The sequence below is a fragment of the Falsiroseomonas sp. genome, from assembly GCF_051859025.1.
In the GTDB taxonomy this organism is placed as follows: domain Bacteria; phylum Pseudomonadota; class Alphaproteobacteria; order Acetobacterales; family Acetobacteraceae; genus Falsiroseomonas.
In genome coordinates this window covers 173,307-193,312 of sequence record NZ_JBHYGL010000039.1, presented here as the reverse complement: position 1 = coordinate 193,312, position 20,006 = coordinate 173,307, and the positions used below count along the sequence as shown (strand labels likewise).

Here is a 20,006-nt window from a genome sequence, read left to right as displayed (position 1 = left end):
ATGGCCCTGCTCGAAGTCGAGAACCTGCAGACGCATTTCCGCACGCCAGACGGCATCAACCGTGCGGTGGATGGCGTGAACTTCCACGTCAATGCGGGGGAGACCGTGGCCATCGTCGGTGAATCCGGCTGCGGCAAGTCGGTCACCGCCATGTCCATCCTGCGGCTGATCCCTGAACCGCCCGGCAAGATCGCCGGTGCCATCCGGTTCAACGGCAAGAACCTGCTGGAAGCCTCCGACAAGGAGATGCGGGCGATCCGCGGCAACGAGATCAGCATGATCTTCCAGGAGCCGATGACCAGCCTGAACCCGGTGCTGACCGTCGGCCGCCAGATCGGGGAGACGCTGCGCCTGCACCAGGGGCTTTCCGCGCAGGAGGCCGAGGACCGGGCGGTGGAGATGCTGAACCTCGTCGGCATTCCCGAAGCCAAGCGGCGCGTGAAGGAATATCCGCACCAGCTCTCCGGCGGCATGCGGCAGCGCGTGATGATCGCCATCGCCCTGGCCTGCAACCCGAAGCTGCTCATCGCCGATGAGCCGACGACGGCGCTGGACGTGACCATCCAGGCGCAGATCCTGGAGCTGATGAAGGACCTCAAGCACCGCGTCGGTGCGGCCATCGTCCTCATCACCCATGACCTCGGCGTGGTGGCGGAAGTCGCGGAGCGCGTCATCGTCATGTATGCCGGCCGGAAGGTGGAGGAGGCTGCCGTCGGGCCGCTGTTCCGCAACCCGCGCCACCCCTACACGCAGGGGCTGCTGGGATCGATGCCGAAGCTGGGCTCGTCCCTGACCGGTGAGGAAACCAGGCTGGCGGAAATTCCGGGCCTGGTGCCGAGCCTGAAGAAGAAGATCCCGGGCTGCGTCTTCGCTTCCCGCTGCCCGAAGGTCACGGACCTCTGCACGCAATACGCGCCGGCGCTGGAGGAGAAGGCGCCAGGCCATGTCGCGGCCTGCCACTACGCGCTGCGTGAGGAGGTCGTCGCGGCATGAGCACCCCGATCCTGCAGGTCAACGACCTGAAGAAGCACTTCCCGATCAAGGCGGGGTTCCTCGGCGGGACCACGGGCTATGTCTATGCCGTGGATGGTGTCTCCTTCGACATCATGAAGGGGGAGACGCTGTCGCTGGTGGGCGAATCCGGCTGCGGCAAGTCCACGGTCGGCAAGGCGTTGTTGCGGCTGTTCCCGCTGACGGGCGGCCAGGTGATCCTGGGCGGCGACCGGATCGACGACATGCCGAACGGCACGCTGCGGCCGCTGCGGCGGAAGATGCAGGTTGTGTTCCAGGACCCCTTCAGCAGCCTGAACCCGCGCATGAAGGTGCGGGACATCCTGGCGGAGCCGATCCGGAATTTCGGGCTGGCGAAGGATTCGGCGGACCTTGAGAAGCGGCTCGAGGGGCTGATGGACAAGGTCCGGCTGCCGCGGGACGCCATCAATCGCTGGCCGCATGAATTCTCGGGCGGCCAGCGCCAGCGCATCGGTATTGCGCGTGCGTTGGCGGGTGAGCCTGATCTCATCATCTGCGATGAGGCCGTCTCGGCGCTCGACGTTTCCGTCAAGGCGCAGATCGTCAACCTGCTGCAGGACCTTCAGACTGAGCTCGGGCTGGCGATGCTGTTCATCAGCCATGACCTGGCGATCGTGGAGCACATGACGCATCGGGTCGCGGTCATGTACCTCGGCAAGATCGTGGAGGTGGCGCCGAAGCGGTCCCTGTTCGGGGCGCCGAAGCACCCCTACACGGAAGCGCTGCTCTCGGCCGTGCCGGTGCCGATGCCGGGGGCGCAGCGGGAGCGGATCATCCTCAAGGGGGATGTGCCGAGCCCGATCAACCCGCCCAAGGGCTGCCGATTCCACACCCGCTGCCCCTATGCCTTCGACCGCTGCCGGACGGAGGAGCCTCAGCTTCGCCCCGTGGCGGATGCGCTGGCGGAAGGGCACATCGCCGCCTGCCACCTGCATGACCGGCCGGCGGCGGAGAACCCGCTGGCGGGGGCCAAGGGTGCGCAGCTTCTGGCGCTCGGGTAGCCCTTCACGCCATTGAGTCACCCTCGCGCCGCTTGACGTTCGGCGGGGCGAGGGCGACTCTCCCCTCCAGGGAGCGGCCCCCATCCGGGGCCGGTCAATCGAATCTGGGGAGAGGCGCGATGCCGCAGGTCAGTCTGACGGTGAACGGCACCAAGCACACGGTCGAGGTCGAGGCCCGGACGCTGCTGGTGGAATTGCTGCGGGAAAAGCTGCGGCTGACCGGCACGCATGTGGGCTGCGATACCAGCCAGTGCGGTGCCTGCGTGGTCCATATGGGCGGTGACAGCATCAAGTCCTGCACCATCCTGGCCGTGCAGTGCGAGGGTGCGGATGTCACGACCATCGAGGGCCTGGCCGCGGCCGATGGCACGCTGCACCCGATGCAGGAAGCCTTCCGCGAGTACCACGCCCTGCAGTGCGGCTTCTGCACGCCGGGCATGGTCATGTCCGCCATCGACCTGGTGAACAAGCACCCCGATGGGATGAGCGAGAAGGAGATCCGTGAGGGCCTGGAGGGCAACCTCTGCCGCTGCACGGGCTACCACAACATCGTCAAGGCGATCGCGGCCGCCAGCGATGTGATGCAGGGCCGCACCGCGGAACTGACGCCGGCCGCGGCTGAGTAGTCTTCGCCGGTTGGGTGCTCCGCCGCGCCAAGGCCCCGGGAGAGGGCCGCGCGGCGGCGGGCCAGCCTGTTGCACGTCAACGGGGAGGATAAGTCCATGAATGCGGTTCAGCCCTTCGAGGGCATCGGCGCCAGCGTGCGCCGCAAGGAAGATTTCCGGTTCCTGCAGGGTCGCGGCAACTACGTGGACGACATCAATCGTCCGGGCCAGACCCACGCCTTCATCCTGCGCAGCCCGCACGCGCATGCCACGATCCAGGGGATCGACACGGCGGCGGCGAAGGCCATGCCGGGGGTGCTCGCGGTCTTCACCAGCGCGGATATGGCCGCCATTGGCGGCATTCCCTGCGGCTGGCAGATCCACAACAAGGACGGCACGCCGATGGCGGAGCCGAAGCACCCGGTGCTGGCGGAGGGCAAGGTCCGCCATGTCGGCGACCCCGTCGCGGTGGTTGTGGCGGAAACGCGCGCCCAGGCGCGGGATGCCGCGGAAGCCATCGTGGTGGATTACGCTCCCTTGCAGGGCGTTTCCTCGACCGAGGCCGCGATCGCGCCGGGGGCACCGGCGGTGCATGACGGGGTGGCGGGGAACCTCTGCTACGACTGGCATATCGGCGACAAGGCGGCGATGGAGGCCGCCTTCGCGAAGGCGGCGAAGGTGGTGAAGTTCGCCACCACCAACAACCGCCTGGTGCCGAATGCGATGGAGCCGCGCGCGGCCATCGGCGAGTTCGACAGCATGAGCGGGGACTACACGCTCTACACCACCAGCCAGAATCCGCATGTGATCCGGCTGCTGATGGGCGCCTTCGTGCTGTCCATCCCGGAGAGCAAGCTGCGCGTGGTGGCGCCCGATGTCGGCGGCGGCTTCGGCAGCAAGATCTACCACTATGCCGAGGAAGCGATCGTCACCTGGGCCTCGGCCAAGGTGAAGCGGCCGATCAAGTGGACGGCCGACCGCACCGAAAGCTTCATGTCGGATGCGCATGGCCGTGACCATGTGAGCACCGCGGAACTGGCGCTGGATACCGACGGAAAAATCCTCGGGCTGAAGGTGCACACGCTGGCGAATATGGGGGCCTACCTCTCCACCTTCGCGCCCTGCGTGCCGACCTACCTGTATGCGACGCTGCTGTCGGGCGTCTACGCGATGCCGGTGATCTATGCGGAGGTGAAGGCGGTCTTCACCAACACCGTGCCGGTCGATGCCTATCGTGGTGCGGGGCGGCCGGAGGCGACCTATCTGCTCGAGCGCCTGATGGACGTGGCGGCGCGCGAGATCGGCATGGACAAGGTGGAGTTCCGCAAGAAGAACTTCATCCCGACCGACGCCTTCCCCTACCAGACTCCGGTCGCGCTTCAATACGACAGCGGCGACTACTTCTCGACCCTCGCCGGCGCGCTGGAGACGGCGGGCTGGGCGACGTTCGAGGAACGGCGCGCGGCGGCGAAGAAGCAGGGCAAGCTGCGCGGCATCGGCATCTCCACCTATGTGGAGGCCTGCGGCATCGCGCCCTCCGCCGTGGTCGGCAGCCTGGGGGCACGGGCGGGGCTGTATGAGGTTGGCACCATCCGCGTGCATCCCACTGGCAGCGTGACGGTGCTGACGGGCACGCATAGCCACGGCCAGGGGCATGAGACGACGCTGGCGCAGCTGGTGGCGGACAAGCTCGGCGTGCCGATCGCCAATGTGGATATCGTGCACGGGGATACCGCCAAGGTGCCCTTCGGCATGGGGACCTATGGCAGCCGGTCGCTGGCCGTCGGTGGCTCCGCCATGGACAAGGCGATGGACAAGATCATCGCCAAGGGCAAGCGGATCGCGGCGCATCTGATGGAAGCCAGCGTTGACGATGTGGAGTTCGAGCGCGGCACCTTCCGGGTGGCGGGCACGGACAAGACCAAGTCCCTGACCGACATCAGCCTGGCCGCCTATGTGCCGCACAACTACCCGATCGATGAGATCGAGCCGGGGCTGGATGAGACGGCCTTCTACGACCCGAAGAACTTCACCTATCCCGGCGGCTGCCACATCTGCGAGGTGGAGATCGACGCGGATACCGGGAAGGTCTCGGTTGTCGGCTTCACGGCGGTGGATGATGTCGGGCGGGTGATCAACCCGATGATCGTGGAGGGCCAGGTGCAGGGCGGCGTCGCCCAGGGCATCGGCCAGGCGCTGCTGGAGGCCGCGATCTATGATGCGGAAGGCCAGCTGATCAGCGGGTCAATGATGGACTATACCATGCCGCGGGCGGATGATCTGGCGCCGGTTTCGGTCGCCACGCACACGACCCTCTGCACCCACAACCCCTTGGGCGTGAAGGGCTGCGGGGAGGTGGGGGCGATCGGATCCCCGCCGGCGGTGATGAATGCGGTGGTTGACGCGCTGCGTGATTTCGGCGTGAACCATGTGGAGATGCCGGCGACGCCGGCGAAGATCTGGAACATCATCAACGGCCACCGCATGGCGGCCGAGTGAGGGACGAGAGCCATGTATGATTTCGAATACCACAAGCCGTCCTCCGTCGCCGATGCGGTCAAGATCCTGGCCGCGGACCCGGATGCGCGCGCGATCTCCGGCGGCATGACGCTGCTGCCGGCGCTGAAGCTGCGGCTGAACAAGCCGACCTCGGTGGTGGATTTGTCCGGCATCGCGGACCTCCACGGCGTGAAGCGGGAAGGCGGCAAGATCGTCATCGGGGCGCTGACGAAGCACTATGAGGTCGCGACCTCGGCCGAGGTGAAGGCCTCGATCCCGGCGCTGGCGGCCATGGCGGCCAGCATCGGGGATACGCAGGTCCGCAACCGCGGCACCATGGGTGGTTCGGTCGCGAACAACGACCCCTCCGCCGACTATCCCGCCGCGCTGCTGGCGATGGGGGCGACCATCCAGACGGACCGCCGGACGATCAGCGCGGATGACTTCTTCCAGGGCATGTTCGCGACGGCGCTGGAGGCCGGGGAGCTGGTGACGGCGATCCACATCCCGGTGCCGGAGAAGGCGGGCTACGCCAAGATGAAGAACCCGGCCAGCCGCTATTCCATGGCGGGCGTCTTCGTCGCCAAGGGCCCGGCTGGTGTGCGCGTGGCCGTGAACGGCGCCGGCAACAACGGCGTGTTCCGCGAAGCGGCGATGGAAAAGGCCCTGGCCGCCAACTGGTCCGCCGATGCGGTGGCGGGCATCAAGGTCGATGCCGGCGGCATGAACGGCGACATCCATGGCAGCGCCGAATACCGCGCCCACCTCGTGACGGTGATGGCCAAGCGCGCGGTCGTCGACGCGGGCTGAGCCTGGGCAGGCTTGCGACCCGGGGGGCGTGCCGAAGGGCGCGCCCCCTTTTTCATGCCTATCGCATGGCGGGCGTCAGTTGCAGGTCCCGCCAGGCCATGCGGGACAGCATCGTCAGCGCCGCCGCGTAGTAGTCGGGCGCCGCTCCGATCCGGGGCATCACGCCGGCATCGCCCCGGGCCAGCACCGCGGCGATGGAGAGCCTGGCCACGGCGACGATCCCGGAATGCGCGGGATAGGGCGCCGGATGGCCGGAACGCAGGTCGGTCCAGGCCGGCATCGCCCGGTGGTCCGGATCGGCCCAGAACCCGATGGCCGCATGGACGCAGGGGTGGTCTGTCTGCCCGGCCCAGACGACATTCAGCGGGATGCGCACGGCGTCGAAGGAGAAGCGGGCCGGCCAGCCCTCCGCCGGCGCGATATCGCCATTCGGGCGCAGTTCGAGCCAATCCGGCGGCAGGCCGTAGCGGCCGAAGCGCGCCTGGGCCAGCAGGGCCAGCCCATCGGCTTCGATCCGTCCCCAGACCGGGTCCCCCACTTCCCGGCCCAGGGCCCGCAGCGCGGGGAAGGCGCAGTAGGACAGGTTGAGCACGGTGCGGGCCCGGCCCTGGAAGCCATAGGCGCCAGGCAGCAGCACCCAGCGCCCCTGGACCTGCACGGCGCAGGACCGCAGCAGGTCCCGCGCGATGGAGATGGCCCGGCGGCGGTAATCGGCGCTGCCCCACCGCGCGCTGGCTTCCAGCAGCGCCCAGGCGATGAAAAGGTCACCATCGCTGGCATTGTTCGGATCGGTGACGTTGGGCTGCTGGTCCGGCTGGTAGCGCCAGGAAAACAGGTTGTCCTCCCGCCGCTTCAAATTCGCCAGCGTCCAGCCGAGCATCCGGCCGAAGCTGCCCTGGTCATCCGCCCTGACGGCGGCGAGCAAGGCGTAGCCCTGGCCCTCGGAATGGGAGACGTTGCGATTGCCGGTATCGACGACGCGCCCCTCGGGCAGCAGGTAGCGCCGGCGGAACTCGGCCCAGTCATCCTGGGGCGTACCGATGCCGGCCGGCTCCGTCGCCGCCTGGGTCCGGGCGGCGGGCGGGCGCTGGGCGCGGCTTCGCGTGGCTGCCAGCGCCAGCGTGCCGGTTGCGGCCACCAGCAGCAGGCCACGCCGCCCTGCCGTCAGGGCAGGCTGGAGCCGATCGCTCCCGATGGGGCACACCGGGGCCGGGGGCGGTTTTTTCCGCATCATCGCGGGGGCACCGTGAGGGATTTCAGCCCCCGGGGAAAGCCGACTTTGTTGCCGATCTCTTGCTGTGTCTCAATTTGTCGCTGGACGATTCCTGAGAAGCTGCGCGAGATGATGGCCAGCATGGAGTAGCCGGATGCCTCGCCTTGCCTGGCTGGTCGCGCTGATGATGCTGGGCGCGCAAGCGCCCGCCGCCCGCGCGCAGGACCGAACGCCCACGCCGCCGGCCGATGCCGCGCCCGTGGATGGCTTCCCCACGCTCCGGGTGCTGTCCGTCGCGCGGCAGGTGGAACTCGACATGTCGGCCGCGGAGGCGATCGAGGTGCTGCTGGAAGGCGGCCTCGTGATCGACCAGCAGCGGGATTTGCCGCCGGATGGGCTCAGCCGGCTGATCCTGGCGGTGCCCGATGACGATGACTGCATGCCGCGGGGGGCGCAGCTGGTCTGCCCCTCGATCCGCGTCTTCCTCATCAACGACCCGCAGCGCGGGCATCGCGTGACCAGGGTGGAAGCCTATCAGCGCGTGGATACGCGGCTGACCGTGACGCAGGTCTTCGAACAGGCGGCGACCGCGATGGGCCCCGCCCTGCAGACGGAGATGTGGCCGGAGCAGGTGCGGGGCGGTTCCGTGGTGGTGTGGCGGCAGCGGTGGCGGGAGGATCTGGCGGATGGCCCCTCCACGGAAGTGATCGCGACGCAGGAGCCGCCTGACCGGCCGGTCTTCGGCATGGCCGATCCCAATGCGCGGGCGACCGGGGTGGGGGTGGTCATCGCCAATATCGATGTAGAGGGGTCCTTCGCGTCAGTCCGGCGGAGGCTGGGCATCCGTCAGCAGCGCTGACACCGGCGCGGGCCGGCTTACCGGAAGACCGGCCCCACATCCGGCGTGCCGCGGAGGTAGCGTTCGTGGATCTCCGCGAGCGAGCCGTCGGCGCCGCGCAGATGGAGGAAGGTGTTCACGAAGCGCAGCAGGTCCGGATCGCCGAGCCGCATGGCGAGCGCGTGGTGCGCGTGCGCCAGCGTGAAGCGCGGTTCGATATCGAGGTCGGGGCGGGACAGCGACAGGTCCCGCAGCAGCCAGCCATAGCTGACCGCGGCATCCACCCGCCCATGGGCGGCCGCGTCGATGCAGGCGACCAGGTCGCGCATCAGCAATTGCGTCGTGTCGGGCGGCAGAAGGGTGCGCGCTTCCTCCGCCGCGAAGGTGTTGTCCGGCAGTGCCACGCGAAGCCCGGCGAGATCGGCCACTGATCGCACGGGGCTGCCCCGGCGGGTGGCGACGGAGACGACGAGATCGCCATGCGGGGAGGCGAAGGCGACATGGCGGCGGGTGGCCGGCACCACCGGAACCAGCGCGGCCAGGATGTCCACGCGGTCCTCCTCCAGCGCCGGGAGTCGGTCGCGCACCCCCAGGCGTTGGAGGCGGAGGCGGACGCCGAGATCGCGGGCCAGCAGCCGGGCCAGCGCGACCTCCGCCCCATCGGGCGTGCCGTTGTGGTCGTAGCTGCCCCAGGGGGGCGCTTCGAGCCAGACGCCGACCCGGACGATGCCGGTTCGCAGGATGCGGCCGAGCGTGCCGGTTGCCTCGCCGGCCGCCTGCGCCATGCGGGGTGCGAGCAGGCCGGGGGCGAGCAGGCCGGCGGCCAGCATCGGCAGCATCCGGCGGGGCAGGGGGTGGGGCATCGGGCGGAGGGGGGCCATCAAAAGAAAGGGGGCCGGGGCAGCGGCCGGTCATAGGCCGCCTGGTGCAGCGCTTGCAGCGTGCCTTCCTGGCGCGCGATGTAGAGCATGGTGTTCACGGCCTGCAGCAGGTCGTGGTCCCCGAAGCGGCAGGCGGGGGCGACCCAGACCGTGCCGAGTGTCAGCTTCACCTCCAGCGCCGGGTGCATCGCCACCATCGCGCTGGCGATCGGGGAGGTGACGATGGCCGCCTCCGACCGCCGGTCCGCCAGCGCGGCCGCCAGGGCTGGCAGGTCCGGCAGGGCGATGACCTCCATCCGGTCCACCGGCACGCGGGACGGCAGCAGGTGCAACGCATGCCCCGCCTGGGCCGCCACGCGGCGGCCGCGGAGCGCGGCAATGGAACGCAGCTGCAGCGGGCGCGGCGCGATCGCGACCAGGTCCAGCGCGGCATAGGGATCGGCGTAGAGCATCTCCCGCGCCGCCTCGATGGTCAGGGGGGGTGCGTTGAGCAGCAGGTCGAAGTGGCCGGCGCACAGATCCGCCACCGCGGTCGTGGCGGTGGTCCGCACCAGGTCGAGCGTCACGCCCAGGCCATCGGCGATGAATTCGCCGACTTCCACCGCCAGGCCGCCGGGCCCGGTGGTGGCGCCGTCATGCGCGGTGGCAGTGCCTTCCAGGTCGATGCCGGCGCGCAGCCTTTCCAGCACCGGGACGCGGATCGGCGCCGGGGATGGCTGTGCCCGCGCCGCGCGGGCCAGGATCGCCGGCGTGGCGGCAAGGGCGGCGAGCAGGGCGCGGCGGCGGGGTTCAGCCATGACTGGCCTTCAGGGTGGCCCAGGCGGCGGCCATGCGGGGCAGCGCATCCTCCGGCGCCGCCTGCCCCGCCAGCATGGCCGCGACATCCGGCACGGTGGCCCTGATCCAGTCGCTCAGCCAGGGGGATAACAGATCCTTGGGGCGGGACAGCATGGCCTGGCGGCGGAGGATGGCGCTGTCGCCGGACCAGCGCGCCTGCTCGGCCTCCACCGCCGGGTCCGCCAGCAGCGGCAGGGCGCAGAAGGGAAGGCCGCCTTCGAGCAGGAGGGTCTTCTGCATGGCGTGGGGCTCCCCCGGGCCTTGGCCGGCCAGGAAAGCCATCACCGCCTCCACGCCCGCGCGGCGGGGGGCGGAGGCCAGGGCGCTGGGCGTGGCGGCGAAGAAGCGGACCCAGCCGCAGCTTTCCTGGGTGCCGCGGGGGCCGCCGCGGGGCATCATCGCCACGCGGATGCTGCCGGCGACGGCGGATTGCGCGGGGTCGTTCAGGCTGCGCAGCCGGTAGCTGGGCGCCAGGCAGAAGGCGGCTTCGCCATCCGCCATGGCGTCGAGGATATCGGGTTCCGAAAGCCGCGGCGTGGTGGGAGGCAGGATGCCGTCCCGGTGGATCGCATCGCGCAGGAAGCGCATGGCACGGACCGCGCCCCTGTCCTCCTCCTGCATAACCGGATCGAGGTCTGCATCCACATGGCTGCCGCCGAAGGCATAGACGAGGGCGGTGAGGATCTCCGTCAGCCAGGGATCGGGGGCGAGGGGCAAAGCGAGGGCGTGGCGCACCAGGCCCCGGCGCTGCAGGAACAGCGACTGGTCCACCACCTCATCCCAGCTTTCCGGCGGGGCGGCGATGCCGGCACGGTCCAGGATGGCGCGGTTGCAGAGGAAGACGATGCTGTCGGTGTAGTAGGGAACGCCGTAGCGGCGGCCGCGCCAGGTCATGCCCTGGTTGCAGGCGGGGCGGGTTTCGGCCGCGATGGCCTCCGCGCCCGGCAGGCCATCCAGCGGCGCCAGCCAGCCGCGATGGGCGAATTCCGGCAGCCACAGGTCCGACATGGCGCAGACATCGATCTCCGCCTCCCCCATGAGGCGGGAGGCGAGGGCTTCCCGGTAGGCCGCCCAGGGGAGGTGCAGCAGGCGGAGGCGCCGCTGGCTGGCCCGTTCGAAGGCGGCGATCTCCGGCCGCAGCAGCGGCTCCACCGCCGACCAGGCGAAGAGGGTGACGGGCCGGCCCGGTGCCGGCTGGGGCTGCGCGCGCGGCGTCGAGGGCGCCAGCAGCGTGGAGAGGGTCAGCGGGGCGAGGAAGCGGCGCGGGAGATGCATGGTCAGAGCGGGGCGAGCGGTGGAAGGACGAGCCCGGTTTCGCGCCGGAACAGCGCGGCCAGCCTGCCGTCATGCAGGGCGTCGGCGAGGCAGGCATTCACCGCGCGCAGCAGGTCATGGTCGCCGAAGCGGACCGCGGCCGCATAGGTGAAGGGGCGAAGCGCGAAGCGGGCGGCAAGGCCGGAGCCCGGGTTGCGCGCCACCAGCGCGCGCGCCTGGGGTGCGGGCAGCAGCGCGGCTTCCACCTGCCGCGCCAGCAGGGCTTCCTCCATCGCCGGCAGGTCGGGCAGCAGGCTGACCAGGGCATGGCCGGGCAGCCCGGCATCCCTGCCGAAGGCATAGGCGTGGCTTTCCAGCAGGCCGACGCGCAGGCCCGCCAGCGCATCGGGGCCGCGCAGCCGCCCGGGCAGGGCGGACAGGATCACCGCATCCAGGATCGCATGCGGGTGGGACAGCATGACACGGCTTGCCGTGCGGCGGGTGAGCAGGGCGGGAAGCGCGATGTCGGCCTGGCCCGACAGCAGGGCGGGCAGCATGCCCGTGCCGGTCAGGGCGATGACCTCGGCAACCATGCCCAGTTCCTCCGCGATCATGGCGGCGGCCGCGGTGTTGAAGGGGTCGTGCAGCCGGTAGCCGGCACCGCGCGGTTCGGCCGGCAGCGCCATGGAGGGGCCGATCGCGACGATCAGGCGGCCGCGAGACCGGGGCCGGGCCAGGGACCCATCGCCATCGGCCTGGGCATGCGCCCGAAAGGGCAGGAGCAGCGCCGGGAGCGCCAGCTGGAAAAGCGCACGCCGCCGCAGGGGGCGGGAGGATGGGCCCGGCATGGAGGTGGGCGAGCGCAAGCGGCGTGTGTCCGGGCGAGATCGGAATGCCGGTCTTGGCCGCTGGGGCCGCCAACCGGTGTCGCCTGGAGTGTAAAGGCGGCACGACACTGCCGCAATTGATGCGTATCAAACCGGCGACGATCCCATGCTTTCTGCGACTGGCCTCCAAGGGCGCGGCAAGCGCGCCCCGGATCGCGGCCGGTGGCGGATCGGGTTTCGGCTTGGCCGTGCCGGATCAGGCCGCGAGTGGCACCTGCAGGCAGAGGCTCTGCGTCGGCAGCACGTCCCGCCAGGACTCGATCAGGCGACGATAGGCCAGGCCCACGCGGCGGGGCTTGCGGTCGAGGTCATAGAGGCCGCGAGGATTCACATCGCCGCGCTGCTCGCGCAGCGCATGCGTCCAGTCGATCTGGTCCGTCAGCGAATACCAGGTGAAGCCGAGCACGGGGATGCCTTCGCGCTTCAGGCGCAGGATGCCGGACCACTGCTTCCACAGCCAATGCTCGGCCTCGTCGCCGCGCGGGCCTTCATCGAGGTTGGTTTCCGTGTGCATGACGGGCAGGCCGTAGCGGGCGTGGTAGTCCCGCGTCACGGTGTCGTAGCCGAAGACCTCCCCGGCCCAGCGGCCATGGCCATCGGCGTTCAGCAGATGCTCGTTGGTCTGGTACCAGTCATTGCCCATGACGCAGTGGCGCTTCAGGGGCGGGGCTTCGCGCTGGAAGAAATGGTACTCCTCCCGCGTCATGCCGCTGTCCATCAGGAATTCGTACATCGTGCTGTCCACCCGGCGGCCGTAGTTGAGGTCGAGCGTCAGGAAGCGCTCCGCATTGCGGAAATCGGCGTGGGGGACGGCGCGGGGGCATTCCGCGTGGAAGGCCTCCGTCGATTCGGACTGGATGAAGATGGCGTCGGGGCGGTGCTTCAGGATCTCCCGCATCGCCAGGACATTGGCGCGGACGATGTTCTTGATGGCGGTGACGTAGCTGCGGTCATCCGTCTTCTGCTCGTTCCACCAACCATAGCGGGCGGAGAAGACGGCGGTGATGAACATCTCATTCACCGGGGTGTAGAGCTGTACCCAGGGGAAGCGGCGCGCGAAGGCGCCGGCGTAATCCGCGAAAAGCCGGGGGAAGTCCGGATTCTGGAAATCGCCGATCCAGTCGGGCACGCCGAAATGGCAGAGATCGACGATCGGGCGGATGCCGAGGCGGCGGAGTTCCGCGAAGCCGGCATCGGCAAAGGCCCAGTCATGCAGGCCGGGGCCGCGCAGCGTGGTGTGGAGTTGCGGGCCGTAGCGGAGCGCGTCGCAGCCCAGCTCCTTCACCAGCGCCAGGTCTTCCTGCCAGCGGTCGTAGTGGCCGCATTCGCGCAGCTGGTCGCGGCGGATGCGCCCGCCATCGATGGTGGGGGCACTATTCTCGATCCCCGTGGCGAAGAGGAAGCCATGATGGGGCGCGAGCTGGGGACGGAGGGGCGCTTCGAGGCTGATCGCGGCGTCGAGCATGGTCCGGGTGTCCGTTGACGGTGGCCGGTGGAAGGGTGGCTGGCGGGCCGTGCCGGGTTCCCTCCGGTCACAGCCTATTGTGTACGATATTTTTCACGATCAAGTGAAGCTGATTCTTTGCCTCTCCAGGCGGTCCCTTTGCATCGGGGCCCCTTGGGGGCAGGCTGGCGTACGGACGATAGGGGAGAGCATGGCGTGCGGATCGACGACCCGGCGGTGATCGCGGAGGCGCGGGCCGTCTTCGACCGCTACGAGGCTGCGCTGATGGCGAACCGGACGGAGGAGCTGGACGCCATCTTCTGGGCCGATCCGCGCACGGTGCGATTCGGGATCACGGAAATCCTCTATGGCCATGACGCCATCCGCGCCTTCCGGGCGGGGGTGAAGGCCTATGCCCGGCGGGTGCAGAAGCGGGTGCAGATGACGGCCTTCGGGCCGGACGTCGTGGCGACGCATCTGGAATACGAACGGGTGGGCACCGGGCTGGTCGGGCGGGAGACGAAGATCATGGCGCGCATCCCCGGCGAGGGCTGGCGCGTGGTGTCCGCCCATGTGTCGCTGCTGGCGGGCGTCGATCCGGGCCGGCAGGAGAAGCCGGCCGGGGGGAAGCCATGAGCGCCGCTGACATGCAGGTGGTGCCGGGCGGCGGGCCGCACCTGGTGGTGATCGGCGCCGGCATCGTAGGCGCGGCGACGGCGCTGGCGGCGCTGCGGGAGGGGTTCCGGGTGACGATCCTGGAACCCGGCGAGCCCGGCGGCGAACAGGCGGCGAGCTATGGGAATGGCTGCTGGCTCAGCCCCATGTCGGTGATCCCGCCCTCATCCCCCGGCCTTTGGAAGAAGGTGCCGAAATTCCTGGCGGACCCGCTGGGGCCGCTGGCCATCCGCTGGTCCTACCTGCCGCGCGTGCTGCCCTGGCTGGCGCGATACCTCTGGGCCGGCTGGACGGAGCAGAAGGTGGAGGCGACGGCCCGTGCCCTGCGTCCGCTGCTGGTGGACGCGCCGGCGCTGCACAAGGAACTGGCGGAGGAGGCCGGCGTCGGCCACCTGATCGAGCGCCGCGGCCTGGCCTACATCTACGAGAACCGCGCGCAGTTCGAGAGCGAGGCCATGGCCTGGCGCATCCGGCGCAAGGTCGGGGTGGAGTGGCTGGAACTCGGTGCCGATGAGATGCGGCAGCGGGAACCCGACCTTGATCGCCGCTACACCTTCGCCGCCCTGGTGGAGGAAGGCGGGCATTGCCGCGACCCCGGCGCCTATGTGGCCGCGCTGGTCGCGCAGGCGCGGGCGGAAGGGGCGGAACTGCGGCGCCAGGCGGCGACGGGCTTCCGGATCCAGGACGGACGCCTGCGCGCGGTGGAGACGGAGGCGGGCGAGGTTGCCTGCGACAAGGCGGTGATCTGCGCCGGCGCCTATTCACGGAAGCTGGCCGCCGCCGCGGGGTCTCGCGTGCCGCTGGAGACGGAGCGTGGCTACCACGCGATGGTGGTGGACCCGCCGGTGGGGCCGCGGACCCCCCTGATGCCCTATGATGGCAAGATGTCCGTGACCTGGACGGACAAGGGCCTGCGCTGTGCCGGGCAGGTCGAGATCGCGGGGCTGGAGGCGGCGCCGAACTGGAAGCGGGCGGAGATCCTGCGCGACCACCTGCTGCGCAGCTTCCCGGGCCTGCCGAGGGATCTGCCGGCCGATCGCGTGAAGGTGTGGATGGGGCACCGGCCTTCCATGCCGGACGGGCTTCCCTGCATCGGGGCTTCCGGCGCGTCGCCCGATGTGTTGCTGGCCTTCGGACACGGGCATGTGGGGCTGGTGGCGGCGCCGCGGACGGCGCGGCTTGTGATGGCGTTGCTGGCGGGGCGGCGACCCGAAGTGGCCGTTGAAGCGTTCCGGCCTGCTCGATTCTCTTGACAAAGAGTTCCCGGCCGCAATTTTGCTGGTTTTCCTTGCGCCGGGATGCCATCTTGCATGGTGGCGGCCCTGCATCGTGTCGGGTCGTGTCCACAAGTACGGATCGCATAACATCGTGTTTCCCGACAACGAACAGGGCGGCGCCGGGTCCGTCGAAGCCGAAGTGAAGTGGTACAATGCCCGCAAGGGCTTCGGCTTCGTCCTCGGTCCCGATGGGCAGGACGTCTTCTTCCACGCCTCGGCGCTGACCGAGGCGGGCATCGAGCCGCCGGATACCGGTGACAAGTTGACGTGCGAGATCGGGACGGACCGTCAGGGCCGGCGCCTGGTCACGCGCATCTACTCCGTCATCAAGGGTGCCGGCGGCGGCGGCGGCGGTGGCGGCGATCGCCCGCCGCGGCCGGGCGGCTTCGGCGACCGTCCCCCGCGCCGTGATTTCGGCGGTGGTGGTGGTGGCTTCGGCGACCGTCCCCCGCGCCGTGATTTCGGCGGCGGTGGCGGCGGCGGTGGCTTCGGCGACCGTCCCCCGCGCCGTGATTTCGGCGGCGGCGGTGGTGGTGGCTTCGGCGACCGTCCCCCGCGCCGTGACTTCGGCGGCGGCGGTGGTGGCTTCGGTGGTGGCGGCGGCTTCGGCGGTGGTGGTGGCGGCTTCGGCGCCCCCCGCGGTGGCTTCGGCGACCGTCCCCCGCCGCGTCGCGATGGCGGCGGTGGCCGTGGCGACGAAGGTGGCCCGACCTATGCCGTGGGTGGCACGGTGAAGTGGTTCGACCAGGTCCGCGGCTTCGGCTTCGTGACCCCGGACGATGGTGGCCAGGACGTGTTCCTGCACTCCTCCGTCCTGCAGCGTGCCGGCAAGGCCGACGTTCAGCAGGGTGAGAAGGTGAACCTGGACGTTCGTGACGGCCAGCGCGGCCGCCAGGCCGTCAACCTGAAGGAATAGGGCGCGAAGGCTCGTCGCGGGAACGTGGGCGAGCCTGAACCGCACGATCCGGCCCTCTCATGAGAGGGCTTGGAGCCCCGGTCGCGCAGGCGGCCGGGGCTTTTTTCTTGCCATGAGCAGGGTGGCGGCGCGGGAGCGCGGTTATTTTTCGATCTGTTAACCACTTTCGCGATTCGTCGGCGTCAGAGGCTGTTTTTCTTTACGAACGGTTTACCACCGCCGCGCAAATCTCAGGTCGGTCCCCGGAACGTTCCGAGGGCCCCGGGGCAGTCCCGGCCCGGGGAAAAACCCGAAGGGAACCCGCGATGAACGTGACGCCATTCCCAGGCTCCCCCGGCAGCGGCATCGGTCCCGCGCTCCGGGCCGCCCGCCGCCAGGACACCTTCGGCGCCCTGCGGTGGCGCGACATGGCAACCCCCGATGGCTGGAACCCGGCCCCTGCCGCGCCAGGCGCGGATACGCCGACGCTGGTCCTGGCCCGCGCCGTGGCCGGCATCGTCGCCATCGCGGCGGAACGGGCGCGGGAGGCAGGGGAACTCCCGGTGCTGCGCGACCAGGTGCTGCGGGTGCTCGACCAGCCCGGGGAGCCATCCAGCCCCGACCCGCGAGAGGCGGAGGGAACAGAGCCGCCCCCCATCACCGACGCCGATCCGCAGACGGAGGTCGAGCGCCTGGCTTCCCTGATGCAGCGTCAGACGGACCGGTAGGTCAGCCGAAGCGGCGTGGCCTCAGCCCGCCGTGGAACCAGTTGATCATCGTGTAGATGTCATAGACCGGCAGGCCGATCTCCGCCTGCAGCGCGGCCGCGTAGGGCGGCATGTTCGTGCATTCCAGCACGATGGCGCCGACCTCCGGATGGCGGGCCACCAGGGCGCGGCCGGCGGCCAGGATGTCCTGCTCCGCCAGATCCACATCCATGTCCACCTTGGCGGATTGGATGAGCACCCGGAAGAACTCCCGCCCCCCCTCCGTGCCTTCCACCGGCGTGTCGAGCGGGACGCCCGCGGCCTCCAGATGCGCCGGCGTCAGCGACGCCTTGTTCACGGTGATGACGCCGACCCGCTTGCCCGCCGGCAGGGTGGCCTGCACCCAGGGCACCTGCATGAGCGATGAGGTCGCGACCGGGACCTGGACGGCGGCGGCGAGTTCGCGCTGGAACAGGGACAGGAAGCCGCAATTCGTGGTGATGGCCTCCGCACCCAGGTCCACCAGGTCCCGCGCCGCGTCGATGAAGGCGGGCAGCAGGCCTGGGGCGCCGTTGAGCACCACGCGTTCGGGGCTGGCGCCGCGGACCACGCGGAACAGCACGGGAAACGGCCAGGTCGTGCCGTTTCCCATGTCGCCGGGAATTCGGGGGAAGCGCGCCTCCAGCATCAGGATGCCGAGTGGTGCGCCATAGATGGATCGGCCACCGCGGGCGATCCGCGGGGCAGGGGAAGGGCTGTTCATGCACGAAGCGTCGCGCGGCGCGTGCCGTCCGGCAAGCAGGCCACCGCGGCGGGCGGACAACGACGAACCGCCATCGCGTGCCGATTGCCGCTTGGCCGCGATGATCGAGGCTCGTCCACGGCGCACACGAGAAGCGGGGTTGCGCCCGGCGCCGGTGTCCGGTTCATCTATCAAATCGACCGCGGTCGCCTGTGGCGGGACACCGATGGAAGCGACAGCGGCCCCTTGGCCGTCGTCATCCCCCGGCGTTCCTGCCCCGACGGCCGCGGAGCTTGAGATCATTGCCTGAGGCGCCTCGGGCCGGGAGTCACCATGAGCATCAGTCGACGCCTGCTTGCCCCCTTCCTCGCGCTGCTGGGCTGCGCCTCGCCGGCGGCCATGGCGCAGGAGGCACCCTGGCCGAACCGGCCGATCGAGTTCCTGGCGGGCTTCCCCAACGGGTCGGGCGTGGACATCTACCAGCGCCGCCTGGCGGGGCCGTTGAGCCGGGCACTCGGCCAGCCCGTCGTGGTGAACAACCGGGTGGGCGCGGGGGGCAATATCGCGTCCGACGTCGTCGCCAAGGCACGGCCGGATGGCTACCTGATCCTGTTCGCCACCGCCGGCACCCACGCCATCAACCAGGCGCTCTACCGGCGGCTGCCCTTCAACGTCATGACGGACTTCACGCCGATCGCGCATCTCGGCGACGTGCCGAACATCATGACGACGAGCATCGAGCGGCGGCCGAATTACCGGACCTGCCAGGACGTGGTCGCGGATGCGAAGGCGCGGCCTGGGGCGCTGAACTATCCGAGCACGGGGAATGGCGCCTCCACCCACCTCGCGGGCGCCTTGTTCGCGGCGCGGGCGGGGCTGGACGTGGTGCATGTGCCCTTCCCGGGGCAGCCGGGGGCGGTGACGTCGCTGCTGGGCGGGCAGACCGACTTCTTCTTCAACCAGGTCGGGCCCGCCATGGGCATGATCCAGCAGGGCGCAGTGCGCGGCCTGGCGGTGACGACGCGGGCGCGCATCGCAGCTCTGCCTGATGTGCCGACGGTGGCGGAGGCCTGTGGCCTGCCGGATTTCGAGAGCACGACCTGGTACGGCGTCTTCGGCCCGCCCGGCCTGCCGGAGGCGATCACGCGCCGGCTGAACGAGGAGATCGTGAAGATCATCGAGGAGCCTGAGTTCCGCCGCTGGCTGATCGACACCCAGGGCATCGACCCGCCGACGGTCCGCACCCCCGCCGAGTTCCGTGCGGTGCAGGAGCGTGACGTGGCGCGCTGGGCGCAGGTGGTGCGGGACGCGCGGGCGACGGTCGATTGATCGGGCCGGGGGGCGGCTGCGTGCCGCCCCCCGCCAAGGCGCCTCAGTTACGCCGGCGGCGCTCCGCGGCTTCTTCCCGGCGCATCTGCAGGAAAAGCTCGTATTCCTCATGCCGCGCGGGCACCCAGCCGATGACGTTGCCGCGTTCCACCGCGCGGTGGATCTCCGGCGCCGCGGCGGGCAGGGCCAGGTGGAAGGCCACCATGTCGTCCTTGAAGGACTGGGGCAGATCCTTGCGGACGACGATCGGGCCGTTCTCGATCGGGCCGCTGCGCCAGATGATGCGGATGTCACGCATGTTGATCATCCCCTTCTCCGCCGTCGCGCGCAGCATGCCGCGGTTGAAGCCATCCTCCGCATTGCCGACGCCGGATGCCCAGGTGACGCCGGCATCGAATTGCCGGCCCATCACGGCGACGATGGCCTGTTCATGCCCGCCGGCGAAGCCGGTGCGGCCGAAGAAGGCTTCCGGGTTCACGCCGGCCTGGCGGAGTGCGGCGCGGGGGATCAGGAAGCCGCTGGCACTGTTCGGGTCCGCCCAGGCCATGGACCGGCCGCGCATCTGTTCCAGGCTGGTGATGCCGCTGTCGGCGCGGGTGTACATCACGGCGATGTAGCTGGTGCTGCCATCGGCCTCCTGCGTCTTCAGGATGGGCTCGACATTGCCGTTGGATTCCATCCAGGAGGCGGCATAGGCGGCGGGCGACATGCTCGCGATCTCGATGTGCCGGCCGGCGAAGGCCTGGACCACGCCGCCATAGTCGCTGGCCTGGAAGAGACGGACGGGGACGCCGAAGGTCTCCTCGATCAGCCGCGCATAGCCGCCATAGCGGCCGATGCGGTCGGCCTCATTCTCTCCGCCCAGGACGCCGATGCGCAGCGTGCTGATCTGCTGCGCCCAGGGGCGGCGGCCCCGCTCCGGCATGGGGAAGCGGGCGGCGGGCGTCTGCGCGCCGGCGGCGATGGGCGCGAGCAGGCTCGCGGCCAGGAGGGAGCGGCGGGGGAAGGGCATGGCGAGCGGCTCCGGCTGGGATGACGGTTCGTTGACCATATTGCGACAGGACCGCCGATCCGCCAGGG

Annotated in this window: 19 protein-coding genes; 11 read left to right on the top strand and 8 right to left on the bottom strand. The window is 70.0% G+C overall.

What is annotated here, in order from left to right; translation table 11 throughout:
* The 5 genes from ACTIE5_RS26835 (at position 1) to ACTIE5_RS26815 (ending at position 5,947) form a co-directional block, all read left to right on the top strand.
* Positions 1–993, top strand: a complete 993-nt coding sequence (locus ACTIE5_RS26835; protein WP_439552801.1) for an ABC transporter ATP-binding protein — start codon at positions 1–3, stop codon at positions 991–993.
* Entirely contained in the window at positions 990–2,033 is a 1,044-nt protein-coding gene (locus tag ACTIE5_RS26830; RefSeq protein ID WP_439552800.1) for an ABC transporter ATP-binding protein, read from the top strand. The genes ACTIE5_RS26835 and ACTIE5_RS26830 overlap by 4 nt, the downstream gene beginning before the upstream one ends.
* Before the next feature lie 119 nt (positions 2,034–2,152).
* A complete protein-coding gene (locus ACTIE5_RS26825; RefSeq protein WP_092960688.1) occupies positions 2,153–2,659 on the top strand; it encodes a (2Fe-2S)-binding protein in 507 nt (168 codons plus the stop codon).
* Positions 2,660–2,755: 96 nt separating this feature from the next.
* Positions 2,756–5,137 (top strand): xanthine dehydrogenase family protein molybdopterin-binding subunit, encoded by a 2,382-nt coding sequence (locus ACTIE5_RS26820; RefSeq protein WP_439552799.1) that lies wholly within the window; start codon positions 2,756–2,758, stop codon positions 5,135–5,137.
* Between the two features lie 12 nt (positions 5,138–5,149).
* A complete protein-coding gene (locus tag ACTIE5_RS26815) occupies positions 5,150–5,947 on the top strand; it encodes an FAD binding domain-containing protein (RefSeq protein WP_439552798.1) in 798 nt (265 codons plus the stop codon).
* A 58-nt stretch (positions 5,948–6,005) separates the two neighbouring features.
* Here the strand turns inward: ACTIE5_RS26815 and ACTIE5_RS26810 are convergent, their stop codons facing one another.
* Positions 6,006–7,085: a glycosyl hydrolase family 8 gene (locus ACTIE5_RS26810; protein ID WP_439552797.1), complete on the bottom strand. Its 1,080-nt coding sequence runs from the start codon at positions 7,083–7,085 to the stop codon at positions 6,006–6,008.
* A 229-nt stretch (positions 7,086–7,314) separates the two neighbouring features.
* Here ACTIE5_RS26810 and ACTIE5_RS26805 point away from each other — a divergent pair, with 229 nt between their 5' ends.
* Positions 7,315–8,019 (top strand): hypothetical protein, encoded by a 705-nt coding sequence (locus ACTIE5_RS26805; RefSeq protein WP_439552796.1) that lies wholly within the window; start codon positions 7,315–7,317, stop codon positions 8,017–8,019.
* Positions 8,020–8,036: 17 nt separating this feature from the next.
* On the opposite strand, the gene ACTIE5_RS26800 is transcribed toward ACTIE5_RS26805, so the two are convergent.
* The 5 genes from ACTIE5_RS26800 to ACTIE5_RS26780 all read right to left on the bottom strand — a co-directional run bounded on the left by ACTIE5_RS26800 (position 8,037) and on the right by ACTIE5_RS26780 (position 13,322).
* A complete protein-coding gene (locus tag ACTIE5_RS26800; RefSeq protein ID WP_439552795.1) occupies positions 8,037–8,828 on the bottom strand; it encodes a substrate-binding periplasmic protein in 792 nt (263 codons plus the stop codon).
* 50 nt (positions 8,829–8,878) lie between these two features.
* Positions 8,879–9,676, bottom strand: coding sequence for a substrate-binding periplasmic protein (locus ACTIE5_RS26795; RefSeq protein WP_439552794.1), 798 nt, complete (start codon positions 9,674–9,676; stop codon positions 8,879–8,881).
* Entirely contained in the window at positions 9,669–10,991 is a 1,323-nt protein-coding gene (locus ACTIE5_RS26790; RefSeq protein ID WP_439552793.1) for an ABC transporter substrate-binding protein, read from the bottom strand. The genes ACTIE5_RS26795 and ACTIE5_RS26790 overlap by 8 nt, the downstream gene beginning before the upstream one ends.
* Positions 10,992–10,993: 2 nt before the next feature.
* Entirely contained in the window at positions 10,994–11,836 is an 843-nt protein-coding gene (locus ACTIE5_RS26785) for a transporter substrate-binding domain-containing protein (protein ID WP_439552792.1), read from the bottom strand.
* A 217-nt stretch (positions 11,837–12,053) separates the two neighbouring features.
* The gene (locus ACTIE5_RS26780; protein ID WP_439552791.1) at positions 12,054–13,322 is read right to left on the bottom strand and encodes a family 1 glycosylhydrolase; all 1,269 of its coding nucleotides are present in this window, start codon (positions 13,320–13,322) and stop codon (positions 12,054–12,056) included.
* A 195-nt stretch (positions 13,323–13,517) separates the two neighbouring features.
* Between ACTIE5_RS26780 and ACTIE5_RS26775 the strand changes: the two genes are divergently transcribed.
* From ACTIE5_RS26775 to ACTIE5_RS26760, 4 genes are all read left to right on the top strand, one after another.
* Complete coding sequence (locus ACTIE5_RS26775) at positions 13,518–13,937, top strand: AtzH-like domain-containing protein (protein ID WP_439552790.1); 420 nt, start codon at positions 13,518–13,520, stop codon at positions 13,935–13,937.
* Positions 13,934–15,229: an NAD(P)/FAD-dependent oxidoreductase gene (locus tag ACTIE5_RS26770; protein ID WP_439552789.1), complete on the top strand. Its 1,296-nt coding sequence runs from the start codon at positions 13,934–13,936 to the stop codon at positions 15,227–15,229. The genes ACTIE5_RS26775 and ACTIE5_RS26770 overlap by 4 nt, the downstream gene beginning before the upstream one ends.
* Positions 15,230–15,344: 115 nt before the next feature.
* Positions 15,345–16,169 carry a cold-shock protein gene (locus ACTIE5_RS26765; RefSeq protein ID WP_439552788.1) on the top strand — a complete coding sequence of 275 codons (825 nt, stop codon included), beginning with the start codon at positions 15,345–15,347 and terminating at the stop codon, positions 16,167–16,169.
* A 305-nt stretch (positions 16,170–16,474) separates the two neighbouring features.
* Positions 16,475–16,876 (top strand): hypothetical protein, encoded by a 402-nt coding sequence (locus ACTIE5_RS26760; RefSeq protein ID WP_439552787.1) that lies wholly within the window; start codon positions 16,475–16,477, stop codon positions 16,874–16,876.
* 1 nt (position 16,877) lies between these two features.
* Here ACTIE5_RS26760 and ACTIE5_RS26755 read toward each other — a convergent pair whose 3' ends face one another.
* Positions 16,878–17,618: an aspartate/glutamate racemase family protein gene (locus tag ACTIE5_RS26755; RefSeq protein WP_439552786.1), complete on the bottom strand. Its 741-nt coding sequence runs from the start codon at positions 17,616–17,618 to the stop codon at positions 16,878–16,880.
* A 312-nt stretch (positions 17,619–17,930) separates the two neighbouring features.
* Between ACTIE5_RS26755 and ACTIE5_RS26750 the strand changes: the two genes are divergently transcribed.
* Positions 17,931–18,926: a Bug family tripartite tricarboxylate transporter substrate binding protein gene (locus tag ACTIE5_RS26750; protein WP_439552785.1), complete on the top strand. Its 996-nt coding sequence runs from the start codon at positions 17,931–17,933 to the stop codon at positions 18,924–18,926.
* 43 nt (positions 18,927–18,969) lie between these two features.
* Here ACTIE5_RS26750 and phnD read toward each other — a convergent pair whose 3' ends face one another.
* Positions 18,970–19,938, bottom strand: a complete 969-nt coding sequence (gene phnD / locus ACTIE5_RS26745) for a phosphate/phosphite/phosphonate ABC transporter substrate-binding protein (protein ID WP_439552784.1) — start codon at positions 19,936–19,938, stop codon at positions 18,970–18,972.
* Between the last annotated feature and the right edge of the window lie 68 nt (positions 19,939–20,006).

Coding starts and splice junctions, on each gene's coding strand:
- ACTIE5_RS26795 (WP_439552794.1), bottom strand. CDS start 9,676: ATGGCTGAACCCCGCCGCCGCGCCCTGCTCGCCGCCCTTGCCGCCACG.
- phnD (WP_439552784.1), bottom strand. CDS start 19,938: ATGCCCTTCCCCCGCCGCTCCCTCCTGGCCGCGAGCCTGCTCGCGCCC.
- ACTIE5_RS26770 (WP_439552789.1), top strand. CDS start 13,934: ATGAGCGCCGCTGACATGCAGGTGGTGCCGGGCGGCGGGCCGCACCTG.
- ACTIE5_RS26780 (WP_439552791.1), bottom strand. CDS start 13,322: ATGCTCGACGCCGCGATCAGCCTCGAAGCGCCCCTCCGTCCCCAGCTC.
- ACTIE5_RS26755 (WP_439552786.1), bottom strand. CDS start 17,618: ATGAACAGCCCTTCCCCTGCCCCGCGGATCGCCCGCGGTGGCCGATCC.
- ACTIE5_RS26750 (WP_439552785.1), top strand. CDS start 17,931: ATGAGCATCAGTCGACGCCTGCTTGCCCCCTTCCTCGCGCTGCTGGGC.
- ACTIE5_RS26830 (WP_439552800.1), top strand. CDS start 990: ATGAGCACCCCGATCCTGCAGGTCAACGACCTGAAGAAGCACTTCCCG.
- ACTIE5_RS26760 (WP_439552787.1), top strand. CDS start 16,475: ATGAACGTGACGCCATTCCCAGGCTCCCCCGGCAGCGGCATCGGTCCC.
- ACTIE5_RS26835 (WP_439552801.1), top strand. CDS start 1: ATGGCCCTGCTCGAAGTCGAGAACCTGCAGACGCATTTCCGCACGCCA.
- ACTIE5_RS26805 (WP_439552796.1), top strand. CDS start 7,315: ATGCCTCGCCTTGCCTGGCTGGTCGCGCTGATGATGCTGGGCGCGCAA.
- ACTIE5_RS26815 (WP_439552798.1), top strand. CDS start 5,150: ATGTATGATTTCGAATACCACAAGCCGTCCTCCGTCGCCGATGCGGTC.
- ACTIE5_RS26820 (WP_439552799.1), top strand. CDS start 2,756: ATGAATGCGGTTCAGCCCTTCGAGGGCATCGGCGCCAGCGTGCGCCGC.
- ACTIE5_RS26825 (WP_092960688.1), top strand. CDS start 2,153: ATGCCGCAGGTCAGTCTGACGGTGAACGGCACCAAGCACACGGTCGAG.
- ACTIE5_RS26800 (WP_439552795.1), bottom strand. CDS start 8,828: ATGCTGGCCGCCGGCCTGCTCGCCCCCGGCCTGCTCGCACCCCGCATG.
- ACTIE5_RS26790 (WP_439552793.1), bottom strand. CDS start 10,991: ATGCATCTCCCGCGCCGCTTCCTCGCCCCGCTGACCCTCTCCACGCTG.